The organism is Amycolatopsis sp. VS8301801F10 (assembly GCF_046195355.1).
Taxonomy (GTDB): domain Bacteria; phylum Actinomycetota; class Actinomycetes; order Mycobacteriales; family Pseudonocardiaceae; genus Amycolatopsis.
The window spans coordinates 191,316-206,586 of sequence record NZ_CP176065.1 but is presented as its reverse complement, the minus strand read 5'-3'; the positions used below and the strand labels follow the sequence as shown (position 1 = coordinate 206,586).

At 70.6% G+C, this 15,271-nt stretch carries 10 protein-coding genes; 9 read left to right on the top strand and 1 reads right to left on the bottom strand.

Translation table 11 applies throughout. The features are described from left to right. Positions 1-51 precede the first annotated feature (51 nt). The 3 genes from F9C11_RS00965 to F9C11_RS00955 are packed head-to-tail and all read left to right on the top strand — an operon-like array spanning position 52 to position 4,627. The gene (locus tag F9C11_RS00965) at positions 52-1,182 is read left to right on the top strand and encodes an anion permease (RefSeq protein WP_409183071.1); all 1,131 of its coding nucleotides are present in this window, start codon (positions 52-54) and stop codon (positions 1,180-1,182) included. A 30-nt stretch (positions 1,183-1,212) separates the two neighbouring features. After that, a complete protein-coding gene (locus F9C11_RS00960; RefSeq protein WP_409183070.1) occupies positions 1,213-4,188 on the top strand; it encodes a bifunctional [glutamine synthetase] adenylyltransferase/[glutamine synthetase]-adenylyl-L-tyrosine phosphorylase in 2,976 nt (991 codons plus the stop codon). Positions 4,189-4,198: 10 nt separating this feature from the next. Beyond that, a complete protein-coding gene (locus F9C11_RS00955) occupies positions 4,199-4,627 on the top strand; it encodes an acyl-CoA thioesterase (protein ID WP_409183069.1) in 429 nt (142 codons plus the stop codon). A 64-nt stretch (positions 4,628-4,691) separates the two neighbouring features. Here F9C11_RS00955 and F9C11_RS00950 read toward each other — a convergent pair whose 3' ends face one another. Continuing rightward, complete coding sequence (locus tag F9C11_RS00950) at positions 4,692-5,243, bottom strand: TetR/AcrR family transcriptional regulator (RefSeq protein WP_409183068.1); 552 nt, start codon at positions 5,241-5,243, stop codon at positions 4,692-4,694. 256 nt (positions 5,244-5,499) lie between these two features. On the opposite strand from F9C11_RS00950, the gene F9C11_RS00945 reads away from it, so the two are divergent. The 6 genes from F9C11_RS00945 (at position 5,500) to F9C11_RS00920 (ending at position 15,228) form a co-directional block, all read left to right on the top strand. After that, on the top strand, positions 5,500-5,952 hold the full coding sequence (locus F9C11_RS00945) for a (2Fe-2S)-binding protein (RefSeq protein WP_037712534.1): 453 nt from the start codon (positions 5,500-5,502) through the stop codon (positions 5,950-5,952). Next, positions 5,939-6,901 (top strand): FAD binding domain-containing protein, encoded by a 963-nt coding sequence (locus tag F9C11_RS00940; protein WP_409183067.1) that lies wholly within the window; start codon positions 5,939-5,941, stop codon positions 6,899-6,901. The genes F9C11_RS00945 and F9C11_RS00940 overlap by 14 nt, the downstream gene beginning before the upstream one ends. Then, positions 6,898-9,069, top strand: a complete 2,172-nt coding sequence (locus tag F9C11_RS00935; RefSeq protein WP_409183066.1) for a xanthine dehydrogenase family protein molybdopterin-binding subunit — start codon at positions 6,898-6,900, stop codon at positions 9,067-9,069. The genes F9C11_RS00940 and F9C11_RS00935 overlap by 4 nt, the downstream gene beginning before the upstream one ends. Positions 9,070-9,983: 914 nt before the next feature. Then, positions 9,984-12,830, top strand: coding sequence for an AAA family ATPase (locus F9C11_RS00930; protein WP_409183065.1), 2,847 nt, complete (start codon positions 9,984-9,986; stop codon positions 12,828-12,830). Positions 12,831-12,950: 120 nt separating this feature from the next. After that, positions 12,951-14,402, top strand: a complete 1,452-nt coding sequence (locus F9C11_RS00925) for a DUF4157 domain-containing protein (protein ID WP_409183064.1) — start codon at positions 12,951-12,953, stop codon at positions 14,400-14,402. Between the two features lie 73 nt (positions 14,403-14,475). Then, on the top strand, positions 14,476-15,228 hold the full coding sequence (locus F9C11_RS00920) for a BTAD domain-containing putative transcriptional regulator (RefSeq protein ID WP_409183063.1): 753 nt from the start codon (positions 14,476-14,478) through the stop codon (positions 15,226-15,228). Positions 15,229-15,271 lie beyond the last annotated feature (43 nt).

Here is a 15,271-nt window from a genome sequence, read left to right as displayed (position 1 = left end):
AAACGGTCAGGTACCTTGCGAGAGGTATTTCCGTAGGGTTCGGAGGTCGGGGTGGACCCCTCGCTGCTCGTTGTCGTCGTGATCTGCACGGCGCTGGTTTTCGATTTCACCAACGGCTTCCACGACACGGCGAACGCGATGGCGACCTCGATCGCCACCGGAGCACTCCGGCCCCGCGTCGCCGTCGCGATCTCCGCGGTGCTGAACCTGGCCGGCGCGTTCCTGTCGGTCGAGGTCGCGAAAACGATTTCCAGCGGACTCGTCGACGAGACGAGGATCGGGCCCGCCATCGTGTTCGGCGGGCTCATCGGGGCGATCGTCTGGAACCTCTTCACCTGGTACGTCGGCCTCCCGTCGAGTTCGTCGCACGCGCTGTTCGGCGGCCTGATCGGCGCGACCTGGGTGTCCGCGGGCGCGGACTCCGTCCACTTCAGCAAGATCGTCGACAAGGTGCTCGTCCCGGCCGCCGCGTCGCCGGTGATCGCGGGGGTGGCGGCGGCCGCGGTCACCTACTTCGTTTACCGGTTCTTGGTGCGCAAGCGCGGCGGGCGCGGATTCCGGGTCGGACAGATCGTTTCCGCGTCGCTGGTTTCGCTCGCGCACGGCACCAACGACGCGCAGAAGACCATGGGCGTCATCACGCTGACGCTCGTGGCCGCGGGCAGCCTCCCCGCCGGGTCCGCGCCGCCCGTCTGGGTGATCGTCAGTGCGGCGTCCGCGCTGGCGCTCGGCACCTATCTCGGCGGCTGGCGGATCACCCACACCCTCGGCAAGGGCCTCACCGACATCGAAGGCCCGCAGGGATTTTCCGCGCAGACCAGCAGCGCGGTCGTCATCCTGCTGTCCTCGCACCTCGGTTTCCCGCTGTCGACCACGCACGTCTGCTCGGGCGGCATCATCGGGTCCGGCGTCGGCCGTCGCGAGGCTCCGGTGCGCTGGCGGATGGCCGGCCGGATGGTGCTCGCGTGGCTGTTCACGCTGCCCGCGGCGGCGATCGTCGGCGCGGCGGCGGGCAAGATCGCCTCGCTCGGCGAGGCCGGGACCATCGCGGTCGGCGTCGCCGGAATTCTCTTCGCCGCCGGGATCTACCTGCTCTCCCGGCGCAAACCCGTCACCGCGCACAGCTTCCAGGTCCCCGAACCCTCTGCCGCCGATACCGAACCGGACCGCCTGGCTGCCTGAACCGCCCCGAGTCCGGCTACGGTGTGAGCGATGGCAGAGCGCGCGCGGACCACAGCTTCGGCGGCCAGGTACGGCTTCACCGACACCCGGGCCGACGGTCAACTGCGCGCGGCGGGCTGGTGGACCGAAGGCGGACCGGCCGAGGGCGCCGCCGATGTCCTTCTCGCTCTTTCCCGGGCCGCGGATCCGGACCTCGCGCTGGCCGGGCTCGACCGCATCCGCGAGGCCGACGAACCCGGTTGGCCTGAGCTGGACAGCACGCTCCGCGAGAACCGCACCTTCCGCGGTCGCCTTCTGGGCGTGCTCGGCACTTCCACCGCGCTGGCGGACTTCCTCGTCGCCAATCCGGGCGAGTGGCGCTGTCTCGCGGACAACCGCTGCACGGACCCGGCGAAGTTCGCCGAGCGGCTGCTCGAGCGCGTTCGCCAGGACGACGGGACGTACCTCACCAGGACCGCTGCCGAACACGCGCTGCGGGCCGGCTACCGCGGGCTGCTGCTCGGCATCGCCGCCGCTGACCTCGGGCACCTCGTCGAACCCGGGCTGGAACACCCGCAGTTCCGGGATGTGGCCAGCGAACTGACGACGCTCGCCGAGGCTGCGCTGCAGGCCGGGCTCGTGGTCGCCGAGCAGGAGGTCGGCGCGTCCGCCGAAGGCTCGCTCGCGGTGATCGCGATGGGCAAGACCGGCGGCCGCGAGCTGAACTACGTGAGCGACGTCGACGTCATTTTCGTCGGGGCCGGCGACCTTGCCGTCGCGACCCGGCTGGCCAGCACGATGATGCGGCTGGTCGGCAACGCGTGCTTCGAGGTCGACGCGGCGTTGCGGCCGGAAGGCAAGAGCGGCGCGTTGGTGCGCACGCTCGAAGGGCACACCGCGTACTACCAGAAGTGGGCGAAGACCTGGGAGTTCCAGGCGTTGCTGAAGGCGCGTCCGGTGGCCGGCGACGCCGAGCTGGGCCGGCAGTACGCGGAGATGGTCGCGCCGATGGTGTGGTCGGCAGCGGACCGCGACAACTTCGTGACCGAGGTCCAGCAGATGCGCCGGCGAGTGGAGGAACACGTCGCGTCGGAGCATCTCGAGCGCGAGCTGAAGCTGGGCCGCGGCGGGCTGCGGGATGTCGAATTCGCCGTGCAGCTGCTGCAACTCGTGCACGGCCGGGTGGATCCCGCGTTGCGCTCGCCGTCCACTTTGGAGGCGTTGGCCGCGCTCGGCGACGGCGGGTACGTCGGCCGCGCGGACGCGGCGGAAATGGGTTCGTCGTACGAGTTCCTGCGCACCGTCGAGCACCGGCTGCAGTTGCGTCGGTTGCGGAGGACACACCTGTTCCCCGCTGCGTCGGACACCGATGAGCTGCGGATTCTCGCGCGCGCGTGTGGCATTCGGCCGGTGCGTGGGCGTAGCCAGGGCGAGGCGCTGCTTGCCGAGTTCCGCCGTCACGCACAGGGAATTCGGCGGCTGCACGAGAAGGTTTTCTACCGTCCGCTGCTGCAGTCGGTGGCGAATGTGCCGACGGAAGCGTTGCGGCTCACCACGAAACAGGCCGCCAGCCGGCTCGCCGCGCTCGGGTACGCCGCGCCGGAAGGGGCTCTGCAGCACATCAAGGCGTTGACCTCCGGGGTGTCGCGGCGCGCGGCGATTCAGCAGGCGCTGCTGCCGGTGTTGCTGGACTGCTTGGCCGATACGCCGGATCCGGACGGTGGGCTGCTCTCGTATCGCAAGGTGTCCGAGGCGCTGCAGGACACGCCGTGGTACCTGCGGGTGCTGCGTGACGAGGGCACTGTCGTCGAACGGCTGGCGTTCTTGCTCGGGACGTCGCACCTGGTCCCGGATCTGCTCGTGCGCGCGCCGGAAGTGCTGCAGCTGCTGGGAGATCCGGCTCGGTTGACCGGACGTACGCCAGCCGAAGTGGCGACGTCGCTTCGGGCGGCCGTACGCCGTCAACCCGGGTTGAGTGCGGCGGTCACCGCTGCGCGGTCGCTGCGTCGGCATGAGCTGCTTCGCGTCGCGTGCGCGGATTTGTTGGGACTGCTGGATGTTCCGTCGGTCTGCGAAGCGCTGTCGAGCGTGTGGGTGGCGGTGCTGCAGGGCGCGTTGTCGGCGGCTTATCGGCAACGGCAGGCTGAGCTGGGGCGCACTCCGGCGACGATCGCGGTCATCGGCATGGGGCGGCTTGGCGGGGCGGAACTGGGCTACGGCTCGGACGCCGACGTGCTTTTCGTCTGCGAGCCCGCCGAAGGGGTTTCGGACGCCGAGGCGGTGCGGTTCGCTTCGTCGGTCGCGGAGACCGTGCGGAAGATCCTGGGCGCGCCGAGCGCGGACCCGGCGCTGATCGTCGACGCCGATCTCCGGCCGGAAGGGCGCAGCGGGCCGCTGGTGCGGACGCTGGAGTCGTACCGGGCGTACTACCAGCGCTGGGGCGAGGTGTGGGAGTCGCAGGCCTTGCTGCGGGCCCGGTTCGTCGCCGGCGACGACGAGCTTGGCCAGCGGTTCATCGAGATGATCGACCCGCTGCGTTATCCGGAAGGCGGGCTCGGCCCGACCGACGCGCGCGAGATCCGGCGGATCAAGGCCCGGGTGGAGACCGAACGGCTTCCGCGCGGCGCCGACCCGACGCGGCACACGAAGCTCGGCCGGGGCGGGCTCGCCGACGTCGAGTGGACTGTCCAGCTTCTGCAGCTGCAGCACGCGCACGAGGTGCCTGGCCTGCGGACGACGTCGACGCTGGACGCGCTGACCGCCCTGGCCGAGGCCGGTCTCGCCTCAGCGGAAGCGGCGGACTCGCTGCGTGAGGCGTGGCTGCTGGCCACGCGCGTGCGGAACGCGACGATGCTGGTGCGCGGCAAGGCGGCGGACGAGGTGCCCGGCACCGGCCGCGACCTGGCCGCGGTGGCGCGAGTGTTCGGCTACTCGGTGGACGACGACCCCGGCGAGTTCCTCGACGCCTACCGCCGTGTGACGAGGCACGCGCATGCCGTGGTCGAGGAACTCTTCTACGACAACTAGCCTGGACGTCGTGACCGACCGCGAACCGTTCCGCACCCGGATCAAGGTGCGCCACTACGAACTCGACACGCTGGGCCACCTGAACCACGCCGTGTACCACTCGTACGGCGAGGTCGCGCGGCTGGAAGTCTTCGAGGCGGCGGGCGGCGACGCCCTGCACGAATCGCGGCTGGCGCCGGTGCTGCTCGAATCGAACATCGTCTACCGGCGGGAACTGCGCGCGGGCGACGTGGTGGACGTGACCTGCGACGCCTCGTTCGGCGACGGCAAGGTGTTCTGGATGACCTCGCGCATCCTCAAACTGGACGGAACGCTGTCCGCCGAGATCAAGTGCACGCTGGGGCTGATGGATCTGGACAAGCGCAAGCTCGTGCCGGATCCGAGGGGGCATTTCGAGCGGGCGGGGATCGACCTGAAGGTGTTGTCCACTTCGGAGTGACCGCGGTTCGCCGTGGCCAGTGCCGAACGCCTGCCTGCAAATCCTTGCCCCGGCGGGAAACCGGTCAGTCCATCCGCATCCCGTGCCACACCAGGTCCACCACCCCCTCCGTCTCGGTCTTCCAATCCCCTTGCGGGCTCAGGAAAAACAGCCCGCCAAGGCCCCGCATCAGCGTTTCCGTCTTCAGGTCCGGGCGGATCGTGCCCGCTTCCGCGTTCGCCTTGCGCAGGGTGTCCAGCGCGTCGAGCATCCGGGCGTACGCCTGGGTGGGCAGTTCGCTCTGCGACGCGCGCAACGCGTTGGCCAGCCCGCGTTTCGTCATCATGTAGTGCGCCAGGTGGTCCACGATCCAGACGCGCAACGCCTGATCGGGGGAATGGTTGGCGAGCAATTCGGGCACGATCTCGACGAGCTGGTTCACCTCGCGTTCGTAAACGGCCAGCACCAGCGACTCCGGCGTCGGGAAGTGCCGGTACACCGTGCCGACGCCGACGCCCGCTTCCTTGGCGACCGCGTTGAACGACACTTCTCCCGCGCGGCTCACGGTTTCCGCCGCCACCGCCAGGATCCGTTCGTGGTTGCGCCGGGTGTCCGCCCGCCGCGGGCTCACCGGCATCGCGCCTCCCGCGTTGCTTCGCCTGACCTGACCTGACCTGACCTGATTTGACCTGACCTGGAGCCGCTCCAGCACGACCTGGAGTAGCTCCACTTCGTTGCGTAGCGGATTCTAATCCGCTAGCCTCGGTCAAAGCGAGCCAAGCGGATGAATATCCGGTTTACCCCGGCGGCTCGTGTTCCCGAAGGGCCGTCACCACCACCATCACGCCGCAGGACGTCCGCCGCGGACGGACTGCGGGAAAGCGAACCCTACTGTGGACATTTCCCTTGAAGTCAATGGAAGAACCGAGCAGCTCGGCGTCGAGCCGGGAGTGACCCTCCTGGACGCGCTGCGCGAGCGGCTCGGCATCACCGGCCCGAAGAAGGGCTGCGACCGCGGGCAGTGCGGAGCCTGCACCGTGCACGTCGACGGCAAGCCGGTGCTGTCCTGCCTCACGCTCGCCGCCGCCGTGCGCGGTCCCGTCACCACCGTCGAAGGACTGTCCACTGAGGACGAGCTGCACCCGGTGCAGCAGGCGTTCGTGGACCAGGACGCGCTGCAGTGCGGGTTCTGCACGTCCGGCCAGGTGATGTCGGCGGTCGCCGCGGTGCGCGACGACGTGTCCGACGTCCGCGAGTTCATGTCCGGCAATCTGTGCCGGTGTTCGGCGTACCCGAACATCGTGCGCGCCGTGGAGCAGGCGAGGCAGGCCGATGCGACCGTTTGAGCTGACCGCGCCCGCCACCCTCGAGGACGCGTTGGGCAGCGCGGGCACCTACCTCGCCGGCGGCACCACCCTCGTCGACCTGATGAAGCTCGACGTTCTCACCCCGCAGAAGGTGCTGGACATCAACGATCTGCCGCTGCGGGGCATCGACACCGCCGAAGGCCTGCGGTTCGGCGCGCTGGAGCGGATGGGCGACATCGCCGCGCATCCCGGCGTGTACCCGGCGATCTCGCGCGCGCTGCTGCTGAGCGCGTCGCAGCAGCTGCGGAACATGGCGAGCATCGGCGGAAACCTGATGCAGCGCACGCGATGCTCGTACTTCCGCGATGTCGCGATGCCGTGCAACCGGCGTTCTCCGGGCAGCGGCTGTTCGGCGATTGCCGGCGTCAACCGGATGCACGCGATCTTCGGCACCAGCGATTCGTGCGTGGCCACGCATGCCAGCGACGTCGCGGTCGCGCTGGTCGCGCTCGACGCGGAGGTCGTGCTAGCTAGTGCCGAGGGCACCCGGACGGTCGCGCTGACCGACTTCTACCGGCAGCCCGGCGACACCCCGGAAATCGAGCACGACCTGCGTCCCGGCGAGCTGATCACCGAGGTGCGCGTTCCGCGGCTCGACTGGGCGGAGAACTCGACGTACGTCAAGATCCGCGACCGGCAGTCGTACGAGTTCGCGCTGTGCTCGGCGGCGGTCGCGCTCGACGTGCGCGACGGGAAGATCGCCGACGCCCGCGTGGCGGCAGGCGGAGTCGGGACGGTGCCGTGGCGGCTGCCCGCCGTGGAAGAGGCACTGCGCGGCGCGGAGCTGACCGAAGATGCCTTCGCCGCGGCCGCCGCGGTGGCCGCGGAGGGAGCGAAGCCGTTGTCCGGCAACGTGTTCAAACCTTCGCTGCTGAAGCGGACGATCGTCCGCGCGCTGCTCGAACTGACCGAAGGGAGCCGGGCATGAACGCGCGGCTGGACGCTCCGCGGAAAGTGACCGGCCAGGCCGATTACGCGCTGGACCGCACGTTCCCCGGCATGCTGTACGGGTACCTCGTGCTCAGCACGATCGCGCACGGCGAGATCACCGCGATGGACGTGACCGCGGCGAAGAGCGCGCCCGGGGTGGTGCAGGTCTACAGCCCGTTCGACCCGCTCGAGCTGCACCCGTTCAAGTCGCAGCTGATGGGCGACGTGTGGTTGCCGCTGCACGACCGGGACGTGGTGTTCTACGGGCAGCCGATCGGCCTGGTCGTCGCGGAGACCTTCGAACAGGCGCGGGACGCGGCCGGGCTGATCGAGGTGTCCTATCTGGAAAAGCCCGCGCTGACGTCGATGGAGGACGGGCTCGCGACCGCGGAGGACGCCCCGGAGAGCCGGGGCAGCGAGCCGTCGATCGAGGTGCTCGCCGACGGCGTGGAGTCCATTGCGGACGCGTTGGCGCAAAGTCCCGTGGTCGTTTCGGAGACCTATCGCACCGCGACGCAGAACCACGCGGCGATGGAACCGCATTCGGCGGTCGCGAAGTGGGACGGCGGCGAACTCACGCTCTACAGCGGAAACCAGGCCAGTTACCTGCAGGCGATGGAAATGGCCGGGGTGCTGGGCATCGAGCCGTCGGCCGTGCACGCGGTGAACCCGTACGTGGGCGGGGCGTTCGGCGGCAAGGCGGGCACCTCGGCGCCGGCGATGCTGGCCGCGGCCGCCGCCAAGGCGCTCGGCCGTCCGGTGAAATGCGCGCTCACCCGCGAGCAGGTGTTCACCGCGACGGCGAACCGGCCGGCCACGGTGCAGAAGATCGCCTTGGGCGCGGACCGCGACGGCACGCTGATCGCCGTGCAGCACGATTCCTGGTCGGCCACGTCGATGAGCCGGTCCTTTGTGGAGCCGACGTCGCACGGCACCTCGCGCGAGTGGTACGCGACGCAGAACCTGTCGATCAGCCAGAAAATGGTGCCGCTGCACATTCCGCCGGGCACGTTCATGCGCGCGCCCGGGGAGGCGTCGGGGTCGTTCGCGCTCGAAAGCGCCATCGACGAACTCGCGATCGCGCTCGAGATGGACCCGATCGAACTGCGCAAGCGCAACAGTTCGCTCGCTCCTCCCGGCGTCGATCTGCAGTGGTCGAGCAAGCATCTCGACGAGTGCTACGAGATCGGGGCGCAGCGGTTCGGCTGGGCGAACCGGTCGCCGCGCGGGCACGTCGACGGGGACTGGCTCGTCGGCATGGGCACCGCGACCGCGATGTTCCCCGGGCTGCGCTTCCCGGCGACGGTCGAGATCAAGCTCAACGCGGACGGGACCGCGGACGTGTCCACCGGCGGGGCCGACCCGGGCACCGGGCTGCTCACCGTGCTGGCCACGATCGGAGCCGAATCCCTCGACATCGACCCGGACCGCGTCACCCCGCACCTGGGCGACTCCCGGTTCGCGCCGGGCGGCATGTCCGGCGGCTCGACCGCGACGGCGAGCACCGGCACCGCGATCATGCTCGCGGCCACCGAACTGCTCGACGAACTGGTGGCGCTCGCCGCCGAACCGGGCGCGCCGTTCGAGGGCGAGGTCGTCACGTACGCGGAAGGGCTGCTGCACGGCAACCGCGGCACCATGCCGTTCGGCGAGCTGCTGCGTGCGCTCGGCCGGGAATCCTTGTCCGCCAAGGGTTCCTCCGCGCCCGGCGAGGAGATGACGAAGCACTCGTTCAGCTCGTTCGGCGCGCAGTTCTGCGAGGTCCGGGTGCACCGGCTGACCCGCGAGGTCCGGGTGTCGAGGATGCTGGGCGTCTTCGACGGCGGCCGGATCATCAACCCGACGCAGGCCCGGAGCCAGCTGTCCGGCGGCATGATCTGGGGCGTGTCCGCGGCTCTGCACGAGGGGCTGGAGGTGGAGCCGAACGGACGCCCCGCCAACGCGGACTTCGCGAGCTACCTGCTGCCGGTCAACGCCGACATCCCGGAGATCGACGTCCAGTTCGTGGAGTACCCGGACACGCTGCACAACGCGGTCGGAGCCCGCGGAGTCGGCGAGATCGGCGCGGTGGGCATGGCGGCCGCGGTGGCGAACGCGGTGTGCAACGCGACCGGGATCCGGGTGCGGAGCATTCCGATCATGATCGAGGATCTGCTGGTGGAGTGACCTGGAGGGGGCGTCCGGGGCGGACGCCCCCTAGCCGGGGTTGCTCGGCTGGCTGCCGGGTTGTGGCGAGGGGAGCGCTCGGCGGGGTTGGGGCCGTTGACGGGCGCGCTTGGGGCTGTCTCGCGGCGGCGGTGCCGGGATGCGGGCTTGGCGGTTCTGCGGCGGGCGGGCTGGCGGTGCGGGAAGGGTGCGTTGGCGTCTCGGCGCGGCGTCCGCCGGTTGGTCTGCGGTGGGCGGCGGTGCGAGGGAGTTAGCCAGCGTGGGGCTGGCTTGGCGGGCGCTGGTAGGGCTGTGGCGGGGCGGGCAATGCGGGCGAGCGCTCGTGAGTGCGCGTTTGTCTCGGTGCGGTGGCTGGTTGGTGTGGGCCGGGTGGTTGGTGGCGGGCTAGCTGGCGTGCGTTGTTTCGGCGTGGCGGGTCGGCGGGCGTTGGTGGGGCAGGCAACGCTGGCGAGTGCTCGCGAGTGCGCGTTTGTCTCGGCGCTGCGGTGCTTAGCGGCGGGCTAGCCAGTGTGCGTTGTGTCGGCGTGGCTGGTGGGTCGGCGGCGGTACAGGCAGCGCGGGGGAGTGCGCGCCGTTTCCCGGTTCAGCCCCAGCTGAGCGGATCCGCCGCTCTGGAGGGCGGCCAGCACTCGCCTCGTACGCCCTCGCCGAGTCCGGTGCACTCGAACCGGCACCCCGAACGGGCGCGGTTTTGCCATGGCCCGAACTGCTCCGCGGCCCCATTCACCCCTTTGCTCGCCTCCGGAGAATTGTCCTCAGCTGTGCGGGCGACGCCTGGCCCGAGTGGTGCGGGATGCGTCCTCCGCAGGTCAGCGGCCAGATTCTGGTCGCCATTTCCCTCTGCGAGAAATTCGCTGGTGCCTCCGTCCCCGGGAGGTATGGTTTCGTGGGCACTTGTTCGGGGAGGCTGGCGAATGGACGCAGCACCGGCCGGGAGTGCGGACCTGCCGCGAAGAGGCGGGGTCGGCTCGTATCGAGGATCCGAACCGGGCGTTCCGCTGATCGGCCGGGACGCCGAATTCGCTGTGCTGGCAGGGGCGATTGACGCCGCGGGGGGTGGGCGCGGGGGTGTCGTGCTGGTGCGCGGGCAGCCGGGGATCGGCAAGTCCCGGCTGGCCGCCGAGGCGATCGGGGCGGCTCGGGGCAACGGATTCGCCATTGTCGAGGGGCGGGCGGACCCGTTGTTGTCGGGCCTTTCGTACGCGCCGATCGTCCAGGCTTTCCGCGGCCATCTGAGTGAATCCGCCGGATTATCTCCGGAGCCCGGTAATCTCGGCGCATTGTTCCCCGATCTGCGTCCGGTTTCGCCTGAAGCCGGGGATCCGGGACTGCAGCGCACCCGGATGTGCGAAGCGGTGCTCGCGGCGACCCGGCAGCTCACTGCCCGCGGTCCGGTGCTGCTCGTGGTCGACGACCTGCATTGCGCTGATCGGGGGACCATCGAACTGCTGCACTACCTCGGGCGCAACGCGGAGGAACTGCCGCTGCTCGTGATCGGCTGTTTCCGTTCCGGCGTGGACAACGAGGCGCTCGACGCGATGGCGGAGGCGACCCGGCGGCATCCGGCGGGGCAGCTGCTCGAACTCGCCCCGCTCACCGACCAGGCGGTGCGCGATCTGGTGCAGCACGTCCTCGGCACGCCGCCGCCGCTCGCGTTGCTGCGTGCGGTCACGTCGCGGGCGTCGGGGGTCGCGTTGTTCGTCGTCGCGCTCACCCGGCATCTCGCCGCCAGCCGGATGTGCGGGCCGTTGCCCGAGGTGATCCGGGACGTGGTGCGGGAGCAGATCGGCCGGCTCGGCGAGGTGGACCGGCGGCTGCTGGAGGTGGTCGCGGTCGCCGGGACGCACGGTCGTCCGGAGGTGCTGGCCGACGTGTCGGGAATGAGGCTGCCCGAACTGCACGCGACGTTGCGGCGGCTGGTGGGGCGGCGGCTGGTCGTCGAGCAGCAGTCGGCGGTCGAGCCGCTTTACCAAGTGGCGCATCCTCTTTACGCCGAGGCGGTTTATCACGAACTTCTGCTCGCCGAGCGCAGGGCGCTGCACGCGGCGATCGGGGCGGCGCTGCACCGCGCCGACCGCACCGTCGCGGCCGCCCCGCACTACGCGGCTGGCGGCGACAGCGTTCCGGTGGACCGGGCGATCGAGGCGTTCAGCGCGGCGGGCGCCCGGGCGCTGACCGTCGGGGATTTGGACGAAGCCGCCGAGTATCTCGCCGCCGCGCTCCGGCGGGCGCGGGATGCGCGTCCGGACGCGGTGCCGGCGTTGCTTGTCGATTTAGCGAGATTGCAACAGGGCCGTGGCCGGCTGGACGAGGCCGCCGAACTGCTGCAGGACGCGGTCGCGCTCAGCGAACGGCGCGGGCAGGACACCGAACGGCGGCGGGCGTGGCGGCATCTTCAGGCGTTGCTCGAGGTCGAGCGCGGGAACCTGCCCGCGGCGGTCGGGCTGGCCCGGGCCAGCGGCCGGCGTCCGGACACGGATCCGCCGACGCGGTTGCTGGTCCACTGGATCATCGCGCTGCGGCACGGCGATTTCCCGGAACTGGCGGTGATTTCGCAGGAACTCGTCGCGCTTCCGTCCACAAGCGACACTCCGGCGGCGCATTCGGTCGCGCATCTCGGGGCCGGTGCGCTGGCGGCGTTGGCGGGCGACGTCGAAACGGCGGTCGTGGAATTGCGCAGTGCGCTGGAGCTGGCACTGCGCTGCGGCGACGAAGGGCCGCGGCTCGCGTTCGCGCCGCGGATGATGCTCAACGGTTTGTCGACCCTGCGCGGGGACCTCGTCACGGCGATCCGGGTCGCGGACATCAGCACCACCCCGGCGGTCCGGCAGTGGCTTCCGTCCGCCACGTGCTACCTGCAGACCATGCTCGCCACCACGCGCTACTTCGCCGGCGACCTGCGCACCGCACTGTCTGAAATGGACAGCGCGGTCGCCGAGGCGCGCCGGGTCGGGCAGGACCGGCTGATGGGGCGAACGCTCGCCGGGCGGGCTTTCGTCCGCGCCGAACGCGGGAACCTCGACGAGGCGGCGGCGGATCTGGCCGACGCGCGCCGGCATTACGACCCTTCGCAGATCGACATGCTGGATGCGTTCGATCTGGCGGCGACGGCCTTGGCGGTGCGGCGCGGGGTAGCGGCGCAGGCCCCGGCACTGACCGACACGCTGCCGTTCGGCGACACGCAACTGAACTGCCTTCGGGTTTCCTTCGCCGGATACGCCGCGGTGCAGCGGGGAGATCTCGCCGAAGCGGACCGGGTGGTCGGCCTGCTCCGCGCGGCGGGCTCCAACGCGCCGGTGCTGCACGCGCTCGCCGACCGGCAGCAGGGATTCGCCGCCGCGGCCCGGGGGAACGCGCCGGAGGCGGTCGACCGGCTGCGTGGTTCGGCGACCGTGCTGCGCGGCTTCGGGATGAACCTGCTTGCCGCGCAAGCGGAAGTGGAACTGGCCGAGCTGCTGGACCCGCCGGAGGCGGAGGTGGTGACGTCCGCGGCGACGGCGGCGTTCACCGCGGCGGGGAGCACGCCCTGGCCGGAGCGCATCGTCAAGCGAGGGCATTCGGTGCAGAGGTCCGGGCCGCTCACCCGGCGGGAATCGGAGATCGCCGTGCTCGTCGGCAAGGGGCTGTCGAACGCGGACATCGCGTCGGCGCTGTTCCTCAGCGAGCGGACGGTGGAGACGCATTTGCGCAACGTCTATCGCAAACTCGGGTTCACCTCCCGGGTGCGGCTGGCGCACTGGGTGCAAGACCGCGCGCGGTAACGCCAAAAAAGGAATATGCCGAAATGCGCCGCTGCCGAGGAGAGAAGCCGAGACGGTGACGTCGCGGTGACGGATTCCGCTGACACTGCCCCAGTGGTCCAGTGATCGGGAGGGTCCTCGATGGAGCAGCACGTCCGGGTGCCCGCGCCGGGACCGGCCGCACCCGAACCCGTGGCGAGGCCGGGCGGAAATCCTCTCGAACCGGACATTCGACACTTCATGGAGCGCCGCTTCGGCCAGGACTTCAGCCAGGTGCGGGTGTATTCGGACCGGAGCGCGGCCGAGTCGGCGGCCTGGCTGGGCGCGAAGGCTTACACGGTGGGCGAGCGCATCGTCTTCGGTACTGGGGAATACCGTCCGGAGACGACCTCGGGCAGGCGGTCTCTCGCGCATGAGCTGGCGCACGTCGTCCAGCAGCGCCGGGGCGGCGGACCCGCCGCGGGGCACGCGCTCGAACGGTCGGCGGACGGAGCGGCGGACGCGGTCGTCAGCGGCGGGCCGGTAACGGTCTCCGGAGCCAGCGAGCCCGGTCTCGCCCGGCAGGCCGAGCCCGACGCCCGGGTGGTGGTCACGAACCTCCGCGGCAACCGGATTTTCGGAGCCGCGCGCACCGCGGTCTCTCTACTGTCCGCGCCGCTGAGGTTGCTGGGGTGGGCGATCACCGGCGCGGCGGTCGGGATGCGGGCCTCCGGCAACGCCGGTGCGGTAGTGGGGGCGGGGGCCGGGCAGGACACGATGGTGTTCGTGAACCTCGAGTCCGGCGAGGTGACCACCGACGTCATCGGCTACGCCGAACTCGGGATCGGCGTGACCGCGGGCGGCAGTGAAGCGATCGTCCTGGCGCTCCGGCTCGGTCCGGCCGGCCGGGCGGGAAATGTGTCCGGGGCGTACGCGGGCGGGAGCGTGAACGTCGCGGCGAAACTGCTCGCCGGGGTCGGTTTTTCGGTCAGTACTGGGCTTTTCTCGGGGGAGGAAGGCTGGGTGGCGGCCGCGTTCAGCCTCGGCGCCGAGGCGGGTGCGCGAGCGTCGGGGAGTTACGGCGTGAGCGTGACGGACACGGTGGCCCCGGCGATCGCGGCGTGGACGCAACGGGTCGCGGCCGGGCTGGCGTCGGGAGTGCAGACGGCGGGCGCGATCGGACAGGGCGTCGGCAGTGTGGTGGCGCAGATGTTCGGCAGCGTGCTCGGCATTCTCGACCCGGCCAACTGGAATCTCACCGGGTACACGCCGGCGGAGCAGCAGGCGTGGCGCGAATTCGGCGGGTATCTGTCCCGGGTCATCACCAGCACGACCCTCGACCGGTTCCTCGCCGGGGAAGCTCAGGGGGTGCCGGTGTCGCGGCGGATCGCGTCGATCGGGGATGTCGGAATATTCATTCGGGTCTCGGAGGCCATCAACGCGCGGTACCGCCGAATGGCTGGCGGCGCGTTGCGGCCGGGTGACGAAATCTGGCCGGCGAGCGCGTTCACCGAGCGCACGTATCTCCAGTTCCTTGCTTTCCTGCGGGATCAGCGGCTGCTGGCCGGGGCCGGTCCGGGAGGTTCGTTCGCGCCGGTGCGGGAGCGGCCGTGAGCGAAGTTACGTGGTAGCACGGATGGCGCGGCGACGGGCCGGTCACGATCATCGGAAGACGAGGATCGAGGGGGTGTCGGTTCGGATGGTCGGTTCGCGGATCAAGACGTACGAATCGGGAGAGGGAACTGGAACGGCGGCAGTGCTCGTGGTGCAGACCTTGCCGTCCTTCGCGGTGGACGGCGCGGCCGGAGCGCGGCCGCTTTCCCGCGCGGCGCAACGGTTGGTGACTTATCTGGCGCTGCGCGACCGGCCCGTGCTGCGGGCTGAGGTCGCGCACGCGTTGTGGGCGGATTCGTCGGAGGAACACGGTGCGGCGAGCCTCCGCACCACGTTGTGGCGGATCGGCCGGGTGCATCGGGATTTGGTGCAGGCGACCGGGGAACGGCTGGCGCTCGCCGATACCGCGGCCGTCGACGTGCAGGCCGCGTCGAATCTGGCGCGGTCGCTGGCGTCCGCGGCCGCGGAGCTTCCCGGCGACAGCGTGCCGGTGATCGGCTTGCTGTCGACCGATCTGCTGCCGGACTGGTACGACGACTGGCTGTTCGTTTTCCGCGAGCGGTGGCGGCAACTTCGGTTGCACGCACTGGAATGCCTGGCCGGACGGCTCGGCGAAGCGGGCCGGTTTTCCGAGGCGATCGACGCCGCGCTCACCGCGGTCGACGCCGAACCGTTGCGGGAGAGCGCGCATCGGTGCCTGATCCGGGTGCACCTTCTCGAAGGGAATCGCGGCGAAGCGGTGCGGGCTTACCGGGCCTTGGCGGAGCTGCTGCACACCGAACTCGGCGTGCGGCCCAGCCCCGGCGTACGGGCTCTGCTCGCCTGAGCGAAGTGACGGTGCGGTGACGGGGAACCGTTGTACTGCACCA

What these genes read in the sequence shown, in the direction of transcription:
- F9C11_RS00960 (WP_409183070.1), top strand. Translation starts at nt 1,213, where the DNA reads ATGGCAGAGCGCGCGCGGACCACAGCTTCGGCGGCCAGGTACGGCTTC.
- F9C11_RS00950 (WP_409183068.1), bottom strand. Translation starts at nt 5,243, where the DNA reads ATGCCGGTGAGCCCGCGGCGGGCGGACACCCGGCGCAACCACGAACGG.
- F9C11_RS00940 (WP_409183067.1), top strand. Translation starts at nt 5,939, where the DNA reads ATGCGACCGTTTGAGCTGACCGCGCCCGCCACCCTCGAGGACGCGTTG.
- F9C11_RS00935 (WP_409183066.1), top strand. Translation starts at nt 6,898, where the DNA reads ATGAACGCGCGGCTGGACGCTCCGCGGAAAGTGACCGGCCAGGCCGAT.
- F9C11_RS00930 (WP_409183065.1), top strand. Translation starts at nt 9,984, where the DNA reads ATGGACGCAGCACCGGCCGGGAGTGCGGACCTGCCGCGAAGAGGCGGG.
- F9C11_RS00925 (WP_409183064.1), top strand. Translation starts at nt 12,951, where the DNA reads ATGGAGCAGCACGTCCGGGTGCCCGCGCCGGGACCGGCCGCACCCGAA.